Annotated in this window: 16 protein-coding genes; 13 read left to right on the forward strand and 3 right to left on the reverse strand. The window is 67.6% G+C overall.

Annotated elements, in window-relative coordinates; genetic code table 11:
- Positions 1–7: 7 nt before the first annotated feature.
- Complete coding sequence (locus tag FHT09_RS15145) at positions 8–790, reverse strand: enoyl-CoA hydratase-related protein (protein ID WP_104538003.1); 783 nt, start codon at positions 788–790, stop codon at positions 8–10.
- 163 nt (positions 791–953) lie between these two features.
- Here FHT09_RS15145 and FHT09_RS15150 point away from each other — a divergent pair, with 163 nt between their 5' ends.
- The 4 genes from FHT09_RS15150 to FHT09_RS15165 all read left to right on the forward strand — a co-directional run bounded on the left by FHT09_RS15150 (position 954) and on the right by FHT09_RS15165 (position 4481).
- Entirely contained in the window at positions 954–1652 is a 699-nt protein-coding gene (locus FHT09_RS15150) for an FKBP-type peptidyl-prolyl cis-trans isomerase N-terminal domain-containing protein (protein WP_104538002.1), read from the forward strand.
- Between the two features lie 120 nt (positions 1653–1772).
- Positions 1773–2570, forward strand: a complete 798-nt coding sequence (locus tag FHT09_RS15155; RefSeq protein WP_104538001.1) for a CoA pyrophosphatase — start codon at positions 1773–1775, stop codon at positions 2568–2570.
- The gene (locus tag FHT09_RS15160) at positions 2567–3439 is read left to right on the forward strand and encodes a sulfurtransferase (RefSeq protein ID WP_104605482.1); all 873 of its coding nucleotides are present in this window, start codon (positions 2567–2569) and stop codon (positions 3437–3439) included. The genes FHT09_RS15155 and FHT09_RS15160 overlap by 4 nt, the downstream gene beginning before the upstream one ends.
- A gap of 88 nt (positions 3440–3527) precedes the next feature.
- Positions 3528–4481, forward strand: a complete 954-nt coding sequence (locus FHT09_RS15165; protein WP_104605484.1) for a DUF1684 domain-containing protein — start codon at positions 3528–3530, stop codon at positions 4479–4481.
- A 50-nt stretch (positions 4482–4531) separates the two neighbouring features.
- On the opposite strand, the gene FHT09_RS15170 is transcribed toward FHT09_RS15165, so the two are convergent.
- Positions 4532–5107, reverse strand: a complete 576-nt coding sequence (locus tag FHT09_RS15170) for an N-acetylmuramoyl-L-alanine amidase (RefSeq protein WP_104605486.1) — start codon at positions 5105–5107, stop codon at positions 4532–4534.
- A gap of 23 nt (positions 5108–5130) precedes the next feature.
- On the opposite strand from FHT09_RS15170, the gene FHT09_RS15175 reads away from it, so the two are divergent.
- From FHT09_RS15175 to FHT09_RS15215, 9 genes are all read left to right on the forward strand, one after another.
- On the forward strand, positions 5131–5556 hold the full coding sequence (locus FHT09_RS15175) for an MOSC domain-containing protein (protein ID WP_104605488.1): 426 nt from the start codon (positions 5131–5133) through the stop codon (positions 5554–5556).
- Entirely contained in the window at positions 5553–6080 is a 528-nt protein-coding gene (locus tag FHT09_RS15180) for a YqiA/YcfP family alpha/beta fold hydrolase (protein WP_104537996.1), read from the forward strand. The genes FHT09_RS15175 and FHT09_RS15180 overlap by 4 nt, the downstream gene beginning before the upstream one ends.
- A gap of 40 nt (positions 6081–6120) precedes the next feature.
- Complete coding sequence (locus FHT09_RS15185; RefSeq protein WP_104605490.1) at positions 6121–6627, forward strand: N-acetyltransferase; 507 nt, start codon at positions 6121–6123, stop codon at positions 6625–6627.
- A 395-nt stretch (positions 6628–7022) separates the two neighbouring features.
- Entirely contained in the window at positions 7023–8636 is a 1614-nt protein-coding gene (locus FHT09_RS15190) for an ABC-F family ATP-binding cassette domain-containing protein (protein ID WP_104605574.1), read from the forward strand.
- Positions 8615–8806 carry a hypothetical protein gene (locus tag FHT09_RS20455; RefSeq protein WP_104605492.1) on the forward strand — a complete coding sequence of 64 codons (192 nt, stop codon included), beginning with the start codon at positions 8615–8617 and terminating at the stop codon, positions 8804–8806. The genes FHT09_RS15190 and FHT09_RS20455 overlap by 22 nt, the downstream gene beginning before the upstream one ends.
- A complete protein-coding gene (gene rlmKL, locus FHT09_RS15200) occupies positions 8803–10938 on the forward strand; it encodes a bifunctional 23S rRNA (guanine(2069)-N(7))-methyltransferase RlmK/23S rRNA (guanine(2445)-N(2))-methyltransferase RlmL (RefSeq protein WP_104605494.1) in 2136 nt (711 codons plus the stop codon). The genes FHT09_RS20455 and rlmKL overlap by 4 nt, the downstream gene beginning before the upstream one ends.
- Before the next feature lie 197 nt (positions 10939–11135).
- Positions 11136–11912 (forward strand): NAD kinase, encoded by a 777-nt coding sequence (locus FHT09_RS15205; RefSeq protein ID WP_016902458.1) that lies wholly within the window; start codon positions 11136–11138, stop codon positions 11910–11912.
- A gap of 175 nt (positions 11913–12087) precedes the next feature.
- Complete coding sequence (locus FHT09_RS15210; protein ID WP_024940674.1) at positions 12088–13053, forward strand: 5'-nucleotidase; 966 nt, start codon at positions 12088–12090, stop codon at positions 13051–13053.
- Complete coding sequence (locus FHT09_RS15215; RefSeq protein WP_166775671.1) at positions 13050–13796, forward strand: transferase; 747 nt, start codon at positions 13050–13052, stop codon at positions 13794–13796. Before FHT09_RS15210 ends, FHT09_RS15215 begins: the two co-directional genes overlap by 4 nt.
- Positions 13797–13863: 67 nt before the next feature.
- Here FHT09_RS15215 and FHT09_RS15220 read toward each other — a convergent pair whose 3' ends face one another.
- Complete coding sequence (locus FHT09_RS15220) at positions 13864–14430, reverse strand: DUF2939 domain-containing protein (protein WP_104605578.1); 567 nt, start codon at positions 14428–14430, stop codon at positions 13864–13866.
- Positions 14431–14490 lie beyond the last annotated feature (60 nt).

Consider the following 14490-nt stretch of genomic DNA (forward strand, 5'->3'; position numbering starts at 1 on the left):
AGGCCGATCAGCGGTTGAGAAAGTGCGCGGGGCGTTTTTCGAGAAAGGCGCCGGTGCCTTCGCGCATGTCGTCGCTGGCGAAAAGCAGCGCAAATTGCGCGGTTTCCAGCTGCAGGCCTTCTTCGATGGCGCATTCGCCACCGAACACCACCGCATCCAGAATGCCGCGTAGCGCGAGCGGTGCGGCGGCGGCCAGGCGCTGTGCCAGGGCAAGAGTTTCTTCCCGCAATGCCTCCGGCTCGACCACGCGATTGACCAAACCCAACTGCAACGCGCGTGCGGCATCGATTGGCAGGCCGAGCAGGCACAGTTCCAGCGCCGCCGCTCGCCCGGTCAGACGCAACAGCCGTTGTGTGCCGCCGAAACCGGGGATCAGGCCGAGATTGACCTCCGGCTGCCCCAGCCGTGCGATGGATGCGGCAATGCGCAGATGGCAGGCCATCGCCAGCTCCAGTCCGCCACCGAGCGCAAAGCCGTTGACCATGGCGATCACCGGCTTGGGCATGCGCTCGATCCGGCGCATCAGCTGCTGACCGAGCAGCGAGAACGCGCGGCCCTGCATCGCCGACAGATCGCGCATCTCGGCGATGTCCGCGCCGGCGACAAACGCCTTGGGGCCGGCACCGGTCAGGATCACCACGCGGATATCGTCCGCGTTCGCTGCCTCGGCAAAGGCGTGATCCAGCGCCCGCAGCGTTTCCTGGTTCAAGGCGTTCAGTTTGTCCGGTCGATTGACCGTGATCGTCCGTACACTGGCGTGGTCGGCGATCAGAATGACGTGATTGGACATGGAAATCCTTACGAACGTAAAAAATTAGTAAATGCGGAACTTCCGAAAGCCTTGCTGGTCATAGCTTTCGTGATAAGTAGCGGTTCGCTATCGCGGCCGCTATCCTAGCGCGTCATCTCAGGCGGCAGACCCGTCCTGTGCCACCACCCTGGAGAATTGTTTGATGAAGTTGCGTTCTATCGCGGTCGCTGTGGCGGCCCTGGCCCTGTCGGGCAATGCACTGGCCCAGGACACGACGTCCGAGAAGGGCAAGTTGAGCTATTACTTCGGCTACGACTACGGCAACAACCTCGCCGAGCTCACCGGCCGCGGCGAGCAGCTCGACATCAACTCGGTGGTAAAGGGTCTGCAGGACGCCTATGCCAAGAAGCAGCCGGCGATCACCGCCGACCAGCTGAAGCCGGCTGTCGAAGCGTTCCAGAAGCGTGAGCAGGGCCGTGCCCAGCAGGCCAAGGCCGAGTACGACAAGGCCGCTGCTGCTAACAAGACCAAGAGCGACCAGTTCCTGGCCAAGAACAAGGGCACCGCTGGCGTGCAGACGCTGCCGAGCGGCGTGCAGTACCGCGTGATCGAAGCAGGCAAGGGCGCCAAGCCGACCCAGGCCAGCACCGTGCAGCTGGAAGTGGCCGGTCCGTTCCCGTTCGGCGACCGCGAGAAGGCGCGTCCCGCGCAGCAGATCCCGGCCATCAAGGTCAGCGAAGTCGAAATGCAGGCCATGCGCGACACGCTGCTGCAGATGCCGGCTGGTTCGAAGTGGGAAGTGACCCTGCCGCCGGAGAAAGCCTACGGTGCCGATCCGCGTACCCCGTTCCCGCCGAACGTGGCTGTGCAGTTCGAGATCAAGCTGGTCAGCGTCAAGTAATTGCCTTTGATGTTGCTGCGACAACGCCGGCCACCAGGCCGGCGTTGTCGTTTGGGTTCACCGGATACGCGTGACAGGATGGCGGAACGGCGTGACGATGCGGTGTGGCGGGAGGCAGCGATGAGCGACATCGATTCGAACCGCAGTGGCCTTCCCAGCCCGTGTATCGGTGTATGTTCGCTGGACGCGCAGGCGCACTGTGTCGGCTGCCTGCGCAGCCTGGATGAAATTGCACGTTGGATGAGCATGAGCGACGGCGAACGTCAGGAGTATCTGCACACGGTTCTGCCCGCGCGCGCGTTGGCCGCGCGGCTGCCCGAATGTGCGCAGCTGCAGCGTGCGTTGTATGCGCTGGACACCGCGCCCGACGGGCCTGGCTGGAATCATGCCGAATTGATCGATCTGACCGAAGGCGGCGCGTCAGCCGAGGCCGCGGTGCTGTGCGGCCTGGTGGCGCGCACGCACGGCACCACGGTGCTGCTGACCCGGCGCACCGACAGCCTGCGTCACCATGCCGGGCAGGTCAGTTTTCCCGGTGGACGGGTCGAGCCGTCGGATGCGGATGCGGCCGCTGCGGCCTTGCGCGAGAGTTGCGAAGAAATCGCGCTCGGCGCCGGTCAGGTGCATGCGCTGGGATATCTGGATCCGTTTCTGACCGTGAGCGGCTTTCGCGTCACGCCGGTGGTGGCGGTCATCGACCCGGCGTTCGTGGCGGTGCCGCAGCCGGATGAAGTGGCCGAGGTGTTCGAGGTGCCGTTGGCCTATCTGATGGACCCGGACAATCTGCGCAGCGTGGAGCTGGAGTTTCGCGGCCGGCCACGCCGCGTGCTGGAATACGACTGGCCGGGCCACCGCATCTGGGGTGCCACCGCGGCCATTCTCCTCAATCTTCGTCGTCGTCTGGAGCAGGTAGCATGAGTGCGGAACTCCACTGGACCACGCTGGTCGACAGCGCCACGTTGGCAGCAGCATTGCCGCACCCGCGGTTGCGACTGCTGGACGCGCGCGCTGCGCCACCGACTGCGCCGGACCCGGATGCAGCGCGCAAGGCCTATGCGCAGGGGCATCTGCCAGGCGCGCACTACGCCGATCTCGACGATGATCTGGCCGATCTGTCGCGGCCTGCACGGGGGCGGCATCCGCTGCCGCACAGCGCCGCATTCGCCAGGCGGCTGGGCGAGTGGGGGATCGACCCGGACAGCCAGGTGGTGATCTACGACGCTGCCGACGGCAGCATGGCCGCGGCGCGGGCGTGGTGGATGCTGCGGCTGATGGGGCATCGTCGCGTGGCGGTGCTCGACGGCGGATTGGCCGCCTGGCGCGCTGCGGGGTTGCCCGAAAGCGCCGAGCCGCCTGCAGTGCGCGATGGCGTGGCATATCCAGGCAGCTTTGACAGCGATGCCGTGGTCGAGGCCGAGCAGATTCTGGCGCGGCTGGATCAGGCGCCGGGTTGGTTGCTGGATGCGCGTGCGGGCGAGCGTTTTCGCGGCGAGGCGGAGCCGGTCGATCCGGTGGCCGGGCATGTGCCCGGCGCGGTGAGTCGTCCGCTAGATGTGAGCCTGCGCAACGGCCGTTTCAAGCCGGCAGGGGAGCTGCGTGCGGAGTTGGCTCCGCTGCTGGGCGCGTATCGCCCCGAGCAGGCGGTGGTGATGTGCGGTTCGGGCGTGACCGCGTGTCATCTGCTGCTGGCATTGGAAGTGGCCGGCTTGTCGGGCGCGCGCGTTTACGCCGGGTCCTGGAGCGGTTGGGTGCAGGATTCGACACGTCCGGTCGCGACCAGCCCCTGATTGCAGGCACAATGGCGGCAGGAACGGTGACCTGTGGGGACGCAGGTTCGCTGCGCGGAGCGCAGTTTCTTGCAGTGCTGGGTGACTCATGCGGTTGCAGTTGCAGGTCGGCGCGCTGTGCGTCGCGATGCTGTCGATGGCTGCCTGTTCGGCCGGGTCGACCGCCGACGCTGACGGTGCGCGCATCGCCGGTCGTGAACAGGGCGACCGCCACGCGGTGTATCAGGTCGAACTCGAACGTGTACGCGCCAAGCGCCTGCAGCGCTTGCGTGCGCCCGACGGTTGGCTGAGCTACACCGGCTCCGGGCGCGTGCGTGCAGGCCGGTACCAGGTGGGCAGCGATCCGCGCAGCGATCTGGTATTGCCGGCCGGCCCTGCGCAACTGGGGCAGCTGACGCTGGGTACCGACGGCCGCGTGCACTTCGAAGCCGCGGTCGCCGCGCAGGTGCACTTGAACGGGCAGCGCGTCGAGCGCGTACGCCTGGAGCCGGAGCGCGCAGGGCAGCGCGGCGATCGCCTGGATGTGGAAGGGCGGCAGTTCTATCTGGTGCAGACCGGCAGCCTGTTCGGCTGGCGTTTCCGCGACCCGGCAGCGCCGCTGCTGACCCACTTCGCCGGGCTGGAGTATTTTCCGACCGATCCGCACTGGCGCATCCAGGCGCGCTGGCAGGCGTATCCCACGCCGCGTACGACCACATTGCTGACGTCGATCGGTACACCGCTCACCGTCGAGGTGCCGGGCGAGGCGGTGTTTTCGCGCAATGGCCAGGAGTATCGGTTGCAGCCGATCGTCAGCGACGACGGGCAGGGTCTGTTCTTCCTGTTCGCCGATCGCACCAGCGGCAAGGAAAGTTATGGCGGCGCGCGCTATCTCCATACCGCAGCGCCACGTGAGGGCCGGCTCGTGCTCGACTTCAACCTGGCCGAGAATCCACCCTGCGCGTTGACGCCGCACGTGGTCTGCCCGATCGCATCGCCGGAAAATCGCCTGGACCTGGCGGTAAATGCAGGCGAGAAGACCTACCGCGCGGCCGAACGCTGAGCGCTGCACCAGCGAAGACAGCATGCGGTGTCGATGGCGTTGTGCCGCTGCTAGCGCGGCGTATGCGGCCAGCTGACTGCCGCTTCGATCTGCGGCCACGGAAACAGCGGCCCTGGGTCGAGCTTGCGTTGGATCTTGCGCGACGGGTCATCGCTGGCTGCTTCCCGAGTGGTGTCCAGTGCTTGGTGGCCGGCGATGCGGCGTATCGACGGCAACTGCTGTTGCAGCCATTGCAGCAGCGTGATCAGCGCGCTGATCTGCACCTGCGGATACGGTTCGTTCATGCACTGATGGCGCGAGTCCAGCCAGTGCGGGTAACGGCCGCTGTTGACCAGTTCGATGCCCAGCGTATGCGGGTTGTGGCCGCGCACGTGATGGGCGACGCGCTCCAGCGCGACGTATTGCTGGATGCTGCCGTTGCGGTCGATGTAGTAATGCCCGCTGTTGCCGGTGCCGCTGTCGTAGAGCACGCGTTCGCCGTATTCGCGCGCCATCGCCATGTCGGGCAGTTCGGTGCAATGGATGACCACCATGTCGATCTGCGTGAGCGCGCGTCGCGCCAGCCGCGATTCGTAGGACAGGGGCGCGTAGGTGATCGGTGGCGACGGCAGGACGGCATCGGACATGGGGCGGATGCTAGCATTCGACGATGGCTTTGAATCCCGACAGCCCTTTGGGCCAATTGATGGCAACCCTGCCGCAGACCGGCCAGGTGACCTGGATCGGCGTGCGCCCGGCGCGCGACGTGGACATGATCGAGGTGGACGCGGCGCAGGCCACCACCGGCATCGGCCTGGTCGGCGACCGTTACAAAGGCGGCAGCGGCAAGCGTGGCGTGACCCTGATCCAGGCCGAGCATCTGCCGGTGATCGCGGCGCTGGCCGGTCACGCAGTGATTGCGCCGGCCACCTTGCGCCGCAATCTGGTGGTGTCCGGCATCCCGCTGATCGCCCTGAAAGGGCGTCGCTTCCGCATCGGCGGAGTCGAGCTGGAAGGCACCGACCCCTGCGATCCGTGCTCGCGCATCCTGCGTGGCGGCGTGTTGCGCATCGGCGATACGGTGCAGGCGCTATGAGCCGCGGTCACTGCATCCTGTCGCACGGCTTCGAAAGCGGCCCGGACGCGCTGAAGGTCACCGCCCTGGCCGACGTCGCCGGGCAGCTGGGCTGGACCCACGAGCGCCCGGACTATACCGATCTGGACGCACGCCGCGAGGTCAGCTCGCTCGGCGACGTGCAGGGACGGCTGCAACGCCTGCTGCAGATCGCGCGTGCGGCGGCCGACAAGGGCCCGCTGGTGCTGGTCGGTTCCAGCCTGGGCTCGTACATCGCCGCGCAGGTGTCGTTGCAGGTGCCCACGCGCGGGTTGTTCCTGATGGTGCCGCCGACCAGGATGGGGCCATTGCCGGCACTGGATGCGGCGCGCGTGCCGATTTCCATCGTGCATGCCTGGCGCGATGAATTGATTCCGGCCAGCGAGGTGATCGCCTGGGCGCAGGCGCGGCATGCGCGCTTGTTGCTGGTCGACGACGAACACCGGCTGGCATCGCATGTGGATGCGTCGGCACGCGCCTTCGCCGAACTGTTGCAGAGCCTGTGATGCGCAATGGCCTGAAGACGTGCGGGCTGCGGGGCCTGCGGTGAACGTGCTGATTCGCGAAGCCAGCGATGGCGATGCCGCAGCGATCGAACTGCTGACGATGGTCGCGTTCATGCGCGACGAACATAGCCGCCACGACGAGCAGCACGTGATCACCGCCTTGCGCGACGACGGCGCGCTGGCGCTGTCGCTGGTGGCCGACCACGACGGCTATGTGGTCGGGCACCTGGCGGTATCGCCGGTGTCGCTGTCGGACGATTCGCCCGGCTGGTACGCGTTGGGGCCGCTGGCAGTCGGGCCGGGACATCAGCGCCAGGGGTTGGGCACGCGCCTGGTGCAGGCGGCGTTGGCCAGTTTGCGCCAGCGTGGCGCTGCCGGTTGTCTGGCATTGGGCGAGCCGGCGTTCTTTAGGCGTCTGGGTTTTGCGGTGGAGCCGGGGTTGGTGTTGCCCGGCGTCCCGGCGTCCGAGCTGCAGGCGCTGGCGTTCGGCGACCGTCTGCTGCCGCTGGCCGATGTTGCCTATCACCCGGCCTTCGGATTGGGTTGAGTCCAGTTGCTGGCGACCAGTTGGCGTGATCCACGCCGGGCCTTGCGTGCGGAGGGACAGCTCTTGCTCCGGCTCGGGAATGCATGGACACCGATCCTGGCGGTTGCGTGTCGGCGAGCGCTCGCCGCGTTTTTCCAGGGCGCCTGGAAATCAGCGGGGTGGCGGCCTTCAGGAGCTTGAACATATCTGTGAAGGCTGCTGCTTGCCATGCTGTGCTTGAACGCGACCAGGCCGGTAATTTGGCTTGCGTCGCAGGCTGACCTACACTTCGCCGCATTGCCCACGGCCTGAGGATTGGTCCAATGCGCCATTGATGCCGCCGTCGTGATGACGGCCTTGACCCGCTGCTGGTCCGCTTGGATCGGCGCGTGTGCTGGCATGCAATGGAGACCGGTATGACCTGTCCGTCGTTGACGCTGGAAAGCGTTGCGTATGTGCTGCCCGATGGCAGCTCGCTATTTTCCGATCTGACGATCCACATCGACCAACGCGCCACCGGCCTGGTCGGGCGCAATGGCGTGGGCAAGAGCGTGCTCGCGCGCCTGCTGGCCGGCGAGGTGCTGCCCAGCGCCGGGCATTGCGTGCGCAACGGCAGCGTGCATTACCTGCCGCAGCACGTGCGCGTGGCGCCCGGGCAAAGCATTGCCGAATTGGCCGGCGTCGCGCCGCTGCTGGATGCGCTGGACCGTATCGCCGCCGGCAGCGTTGCGCCCGCCGATTTTGAACGCGTCGGCGAGCGCTGGACTGCCCATGCGCAATTTGCCGCAGAACTCGAGCGGCAAGGCCTGGGTGGGCGCGATCCGCGTGCACCGGCCGCGCAGCTCAGCGGCGGCGAAGCGATGCGCGTGGCACTGGCCGGTGCGTTTCTGACCCGGCCGGACCTGTTGATTCTGGACGAGCCCAGCAATCACCTGGATGGCCCGCAACGCCAGCGGCTGATGGATCAGTTGCTGGCGTGGAGCGGTGGCTTGCTGGTGATCAGCCACGACCGCGGCCTGCTCGATGCGATGCAGCGCATTGTTGAATTGTCCGCGCAGGGGCTGCGCAGCTACGGCGGCAATTACACGTTCTATGCGCAGCAGCGCGCCATCGAACAGCAGGCCGCCAGCGCGTTGCTGGCCCAGCGCAAACAGGCGCGTGCACGCGGCGAGCAGGCGCTGCGCGAGCAACAGCAGCGTCAACAGCAACGCCAGGTGCGCGGCGCGCGTGCTGCAGGGCAGGCCAATCAGGCCGCGATCCTGCTTGGCGCGCAGAAGCAGCGCAGCGAGGTCAGTGCGGGGCGGCTGCAACAGCAACGTCAGGCCGAACAGGCGCGGCTGAGCGCGGCGGTGGTGCAGGCCGCAGCCCAGGTGCAGAGCGATCCTGCGATTGCAGTACTGGCGCCGACATCGCCTTCCGGTGCATCGCGGCGCTTGGCCACGCTGCACGAGGTGGAACTGGCCGACGGGCGGCTGGGCGGGCGGCGGGTGGATCTGCTGCTGCATGGGCAGCCGCGGATTGGCCTGGTCGGTCCCAATGGCAGCGGCAAGTCGTCGTTGCTGCAACTGCTGGCCGGGCGCCTGCAACCCAGCGCGGGGCAATGCCAGGTGCATGTGCCGGCGGCGTATCTGGATCAGCACCTGGGGCTGCTGGATCCGGCGCGCTCGGCCGCTGCGCACCTGCGTGACGCAGATCCGGGCGTGCCGGCCCACGCACAGCGGCTGCGCCTGGCGCTGCTGGGACTGGACCAGACGCATGCCGACCTGCCCACCGGCCAGCTCAGCGGCGGGCAGCGGCTCAAGGCCGCGCTGGCCTGTGCGCTGTACCGGGCGCAGCCGGCGCAATTGCTGTTGCTGGACGAGCCGACCAACCACCTGGATCTGGCCGCGGTGGAGGCGATCGAGGCGCTGCTGCGCAGCTACCAGGGGGCGCTGATCGTCGCCTCGCACGATGCCGCCTTCCTGCAGCGGCTGGGCCTGCGGCAGCGTCTGGAGACTGCGCAGCCGCAGTGGCGGCTGGCGCCGTGGTGAACCGCGCGGCGGGCGATCCCGCCGCCGGGCTGGTAAAGCCGGCTCCGATGGCCGACCATTTGCGCCCCGCCCGCGGCGGCCACGGCTTTGCCCTCCCGGGCGCCGGCCCAGCGTCCTGCTCCCGCGCTCGCCCTCATGGCCAGCGTCTCCATCGATACCTGCCTACGTGAAATTCTTCGCATCCTGTGCCAAGGGCCTGGAATACCTGCTTGCCGACGAGCTGCTGTCGCTCGGCGCCAGCAAGGCCACCGCCACCATCTCCGGCGTCAACGTCGAAGGCGACCTGCGCGATGCGCAGCGCGCCGTGCTGTGGTCGCGCCTGGCCAGCCGCGTGCTGTGGCCGCTGAGCGAGTTCGATTGCCCGGACGAGGACGCGCTGTATGCCGGGGTGGCCGAATTGCCGTGGGACGAGCACCTGTCCGTCGGCCACACGTTGTCGGTGGACGCACATGTCTCCGGCACCGCGATCACGCACGCCCGTTACGCCGCGCAGCGCATCAAGGACGCGGTGGTCGACACCATGCGCCGGCAGGGCCTGGAACGTCCGTCGGTGGATGTGGACAGCCCGGATCTGCGTTTGAACCTGTCGCTGCGCAAGGGCCGTGCCACCATCTCGGTGGATCTGGGCGGCGGCCCGCTGCATCGGCGCGGCTGGCGCATGGCGCAGAACGATGCGCCGCTCAAGGAGAATCTGGCCGCGGCGGTGTTGCTGCGCGCCGGTTGGCCGCGCGCCTACGCCGAGGGCGGCGGCCTGCTGGATCCGATGTGCGGCAGCGGCACCCTGCTGATCGAAGGCGCGCTGATGGCCGCCGACGTGGCCCCCGGTCTGCAGCGCTATGGCAGCGATATCCCCAGCCGCTGGCGCGGCTTCGACCGCGAGGGCTGGCAGCAGCTGGTGGGCGAAGCGCGCGAGCGCGACAGTCTCGGCCGCGCCGCGCTCAGGCAGGTGATCCACGGCAGCGACATGGACCCGCATGCGATTCGCGCCGCGAAAGAGAATGCGCAAGTGGCCGGCGTGGCCGAGGCGATCTGGTTCGGCGTGCGCGAGGTGGGCGATCTGCAGACGCCGCCGCAGGCCACCGGCGTGGTGGTGTGCAATCCGCCTTACGACGAACGTCTGGCCGCCGATGCGGCGCTGTATCGCCGCCTGGGCGATACCCTGCAGCGCGCCGTGCCGCAATGGCGGGCCAGCCTGCTGTGCGGCAACGCCGAGCTGGCGTATGCCACCGGCCTGCGCGCTGGCAAGAAGTACCAGCTGTTCAATGGCGCGATCGAGTGCGCGTTGATCGTCTGCGACCCGATCGCGGTGCCGCGGCGCACCCCGCTGGCGGCGCCGACCGCGCTTAGCGAAGGCGCGCAGATGGTGGCCAATCGCCTGCGCAAGAATCTGCAGAAGTTCAAGAAGTGGCGCGCACGCGAAGGCATCGAATGTTTCCGCGTCTACGACGCCGATCTGCCGGAGTATTCCGCGGCCATCGACGTGTACCAGCAGGCCGATGGCGATCGCCGCGTGTTTCTGCATGTGCAGGAATACGCGGCGCCGGCGACGATTCCGGAAGCCGACGTGCGCCGCCGTCTGGGCGAACTGCTGGCCGCCGCACGCGAGGTGTTCGAGGTGCCGGGCGAACGCGTGGCGCTCAAATCGCGCGAGCGCGGCAAGGGCGGCAGCAAGTACGGCCGCTTCGAGCAGCGCAACGAGTTCATCAACGTGCGCGAGCATGGCGCGCTGCTGCGGGTGAATCTGTTCGATTACCTGGACACGGGCCTGTTCCTGGACCATCGCCCGTTGCGCGGCACCATGGCCGCGCAATCGAAGGGGCGGCGTTTCCTCAACCTGTTCTGCTATACCGGCGTGGCCAGCGTGCAAGCGGCAGTGGCCGGCGCAAGCTCGACCACCAGCGTGGACCTGTCCGCTACCTATCTGCAGTGGTGTGCCGACAACCTGGCCCTGAACGGCCAGGCCGGCAGCAAGCACAAGCTGGTGCAGGCCGACGCGCTGGCCTGGCTAGAAGCCGAGCGCGCGCATTTCGACGTGATCTTCTGCGACCCGCCGACCTTCTCCAACTCCGCGCGCGCCGAAGACTTCGACATCCAGCGCGAACACGTGCGGCTGTTGCGTGCGGCAGTGGCGCGGCTGGCGCCGGGCGGGGTGCTGTACTTCTCCAACAACTTCCGTCGCTTCAAGCTGGATGCCGAACTGGTGGCCGAGTTCGCGCAGTGCGAGGAAATCAGCCCGCGCACCATCGACCCGGATTTCGAGCGGCATGCGCGCATCCATCGCGCCTGGCGGTTGACTGCCTGAGCACGTGGTGCGGTCGCGTCTGACCGGGCAGTGCGCGCTGGGTATCGCCAGCGTTCGACCGGCTAATGTGCGCCGTGTCGCCGGTGGCGCCCGATCGCGCAGGCGCAAGCCCGGCCGTGCAGGCCAGGGCGGGGCGGGCAGCCAACAAGCCCACCACAGCGCTGCGGTATGCTGATTCGCATGCTCTGGAGTCAACGATGACCGCACCACCCCGGATTGCCTTTCTCGCCAGTCACGCCGAGCCGGCGGTGACCGCGCGCGCGCGTCTTGTGCAGCGCTATGGCGATCATGCGCTGGACACCGCCGACATCGTCTGCGCCCTGGGCGGGGACGGTTTCATGCTGCAGACCCTGCACCGGCACGGCGCTGCCAGCAAGCCGGTGTTCGGCATGAAGCTGGGCTCGGTCGGGTTCCTGATGAACCAGTACCGCGACGACGAGGACGACCTGCTCGCGCGTCTGCAACGTGCCGAACCGGCGCACCTGCGCCCGCTGGAAATGCAGGTGCAGACCGAGTCCGGTGCCAGCACGGTGTCGCTGGCCTACAACGAGGTCTCGCTGCTGCGCCAGACCCGCCAGGCCGCGCACCTGAGCGTGGATCTCAATGGCCAGACCCGCATCGCCGAGCTGATCGGTGACGGTGTCATGGTCGCCACGCCAGCCGGCAGCACCGCCTACAACTATTCCGCGCACGGGCCGATCCTGCCGCTGGGCTCGCACACGCTGGCACTGACGCCGATCGCCCCCTATCGCCCGCGCCGCTGGCGGGGCGCCATCCTCAAGGCCGACACCGAAGTGTGCTTCCGCGTGCTGGACCCGTACAAGCGCCCAGTCAGCGTCACCGCCGACTCGCACGAGATCCGCGACGTGGTGGAAGTGACCATCCGCGAATCCACCCAGCGCCAGGTGACGCTGCTGTTCGATCCCGAACACAATCTGGAAGAACGCATCTTCAGCGAACAGTTTGCGGTTTGAGGAGCGGGGATTTGGGAGTGGGGATTCGGGATTGGCAACGGCAGCAGCGCGACGTGCAGCCGAGCCTGCGCGTGCCCAAGGTACGATGCAGTGCAAGTAACCATCTCAAATCCCAGAACATTCGTTGTTGCTCCAGCCCATTCCCCAATCCCGATTCCCCATTCCCGGCACCCCAATGGCTGATAATTCCCCAAGACTCCTGACCGTCGCGGTGACCTCGCGCGCGCTGTTCGATCTCGAAGAAGGCCACGCGCTGTTCGAGGCTGATGGGGTGGAGGCGTATTCGGCGTTCCAGCGCGAGCATGAGGACGACATCCTGGAGCCGGGGGTCGCCTTTCCGGTAGTGCGCAAGCTGTTGGCGCTCAACCATGATGTGCCCGAAGAAACCCCGCGTGTCGAAGTGATCCTGCTGTCGCGCAATTCCGCCGACACCGGGCTGCGCATCTTCAATTCGATCCAGCACTACAACCTGGGCATCGTGCGGGCGACCTTCACCTCGGGTCAGCCGACCTGGCCATACGTGAAGCCATTCGGTACCGATCTGTTCCTGTCGGCCAATCCGGAGTCGGTACGTCGCGCACTCACCCATGGCATCGCGGCGGCGACCATCATGCCGCGCGCACCGGGCGAACGCGCCGAGGCCGCCGCGGCGATCGTGGACAACGACGAAAGCCGCCTGTCGACCCAGCTGCGTATCGCCTTCGACGGCGATGCGGTGATCTTTGGCGACGAGAGCGAGCGCATCTCGCGCGAGCAGGGCGTGGAGGCGTTTGGGCGCCACGAGCGCGAACGTGCGCGCGAGCCGCTGTCGGTCGGTCCGTTCCGCAATTTCCTGTCGGCGCTGCATACGCTGCAGGCGGCATTCCCGCCGGGCGAGGCCTCGCCGATCCGCACCGCGCTGGTCACCGCGCGCTCGGCGCCGGCGCACGAGCGGGTGATCCGCACCCTGCGCGAGTGGGGCGTGCGTCTGGACGAGGCGCTGTTTCTAGGCGGGCGGCACAAGGGGCCGTTTCTGGAGGCATTCGGCGCGGATATCTTCTTCGACGATTCGCAGCACAACATCGACAGTGCGCGCCAACACCAGCATGTGGCGGCCGGTCACGTGCCACATGGCGTGGCCAACGATCCGCCGGGCAGGTGAGCGACGCAGCGGAGCCGTCCGGACGCGCAACGCTGCGCTCCAGCTGGCGCCAGCTGGAGCTGTATTTCGTCGACGACACCGTGCAAACCCGCATGTCGCGCTGGGCGCCGTACCGGCTGATGCTGCCGTATACGCGCGGCATGCTGGCGGCGCTGTGGCTGCTGCAGCCGCGCCCCGAGCGCATCGGCCTGATCGGCTTCGGCGGCGGCGCGCAGGCCAAGTTCTGCCACCGTTACCTGCGCAGCACGCGCATCGAGGCGGTGGACGTCGACGCGCAGGTGCTGGCGTTGCGCAATGCGTTTGGCGTGCCATGCGACGATGCGCGGCTTGAGGTCACGCATGGCGACGGTGCGCAGTGGATCGGCACGCGTGCCGGGCGCTACGACCTGTTGCTGCTGGATGCCTACGATGCCGATGGCATTCCGCCGGCGTTGTGCACGCCCGAGTTCTACGCTGACTGCCGCGCTGCGCTGACGCCCGGCGGTGTGTTGGCCCTGAACCTGTTCCAGGTGCCGCTCGGCGGGCATCTGGGCGCCCTGCGCGAGCTGTTCGATGGACGGGTGCTGCTGTTGCCCGAGCCGGATCCGCGCAACCAGGTACTGTACGCCTGGAACGGCAAACGCACGCCGCAGCCTGCGGCGCAGACGCTGGCGGCCTTGCCATGGTCGGCGCGTCGGCAGCTGCGGCCGGCGATGCTGCGGCTGCAGGCAGCGTGGATGGAACGCGACTGGCAATTTTCGTGAGCTGCAGGCCGGCGCCCGTCAGCAGCCTGCGAAGACGAAAGTCTCAACACCGCTCGCAGGTGCACGGCTATGGGGCGAGCGGACTTTGTGCATCCGCCAGCGGCAACTGGATATCGGTCAACCGCCAACGCAGGCCTTGGCGGGTCAGCACGAACACCACCGGCGCTCCGGCGGCGGTGCGGGTGGTCGCGGTGAAGCGGTGGGTGGATTCGAAGCGCTGCTCGGCGCCTTGCAGCGGACGCGCCGGTGCTGGCGCCGCATAGGTGTCCGGGCTGACGGTGTCGCCGGTGACGCGATTCCACACGCTATGACCTTGCAGCAATGCGCCGATGCCCAGAGGCGTCACCAGCGTGTCCACGCCGGCGCCGCTGATGCCGCTGGCAAGCTGCAGGGCGAATCCGCCGAGCAGGCTCGATTGCATGCGGCTGCCGGCCTGGCGAATCAGGTAATCGTCCAGCTGTGCCTTGAGGTTGACCCGCAGGCTGGGGAAGTCCACATGGCGTTCCAGCTGCGCCGCGTCGCGATTGGCGACTGCCTCGCTGATGCCGCGAATGGCCAGGTACGGACCTGCAACCACGTAACTGGCCAGCAGCAACACGGCCAGCACAGGCAACAGCAACCAGCGCTTCTTCATGGTGTGCATTCCCTTGCTGTGGTTTGCGCAAGATGCATCGATGCACGGCGTCGTGCAGCA

The sequence above is a fragment of the Xanthomonas sp. CFBP 8152 genome, assembly GCF_014199025.1.
GTDB lineage: Bacteria > Pseudomonadota > Gammaproteobacteria > Xanthomonadales > Xanthomonadaceae > Xanthomonas > Xanthomonas arboricola_B.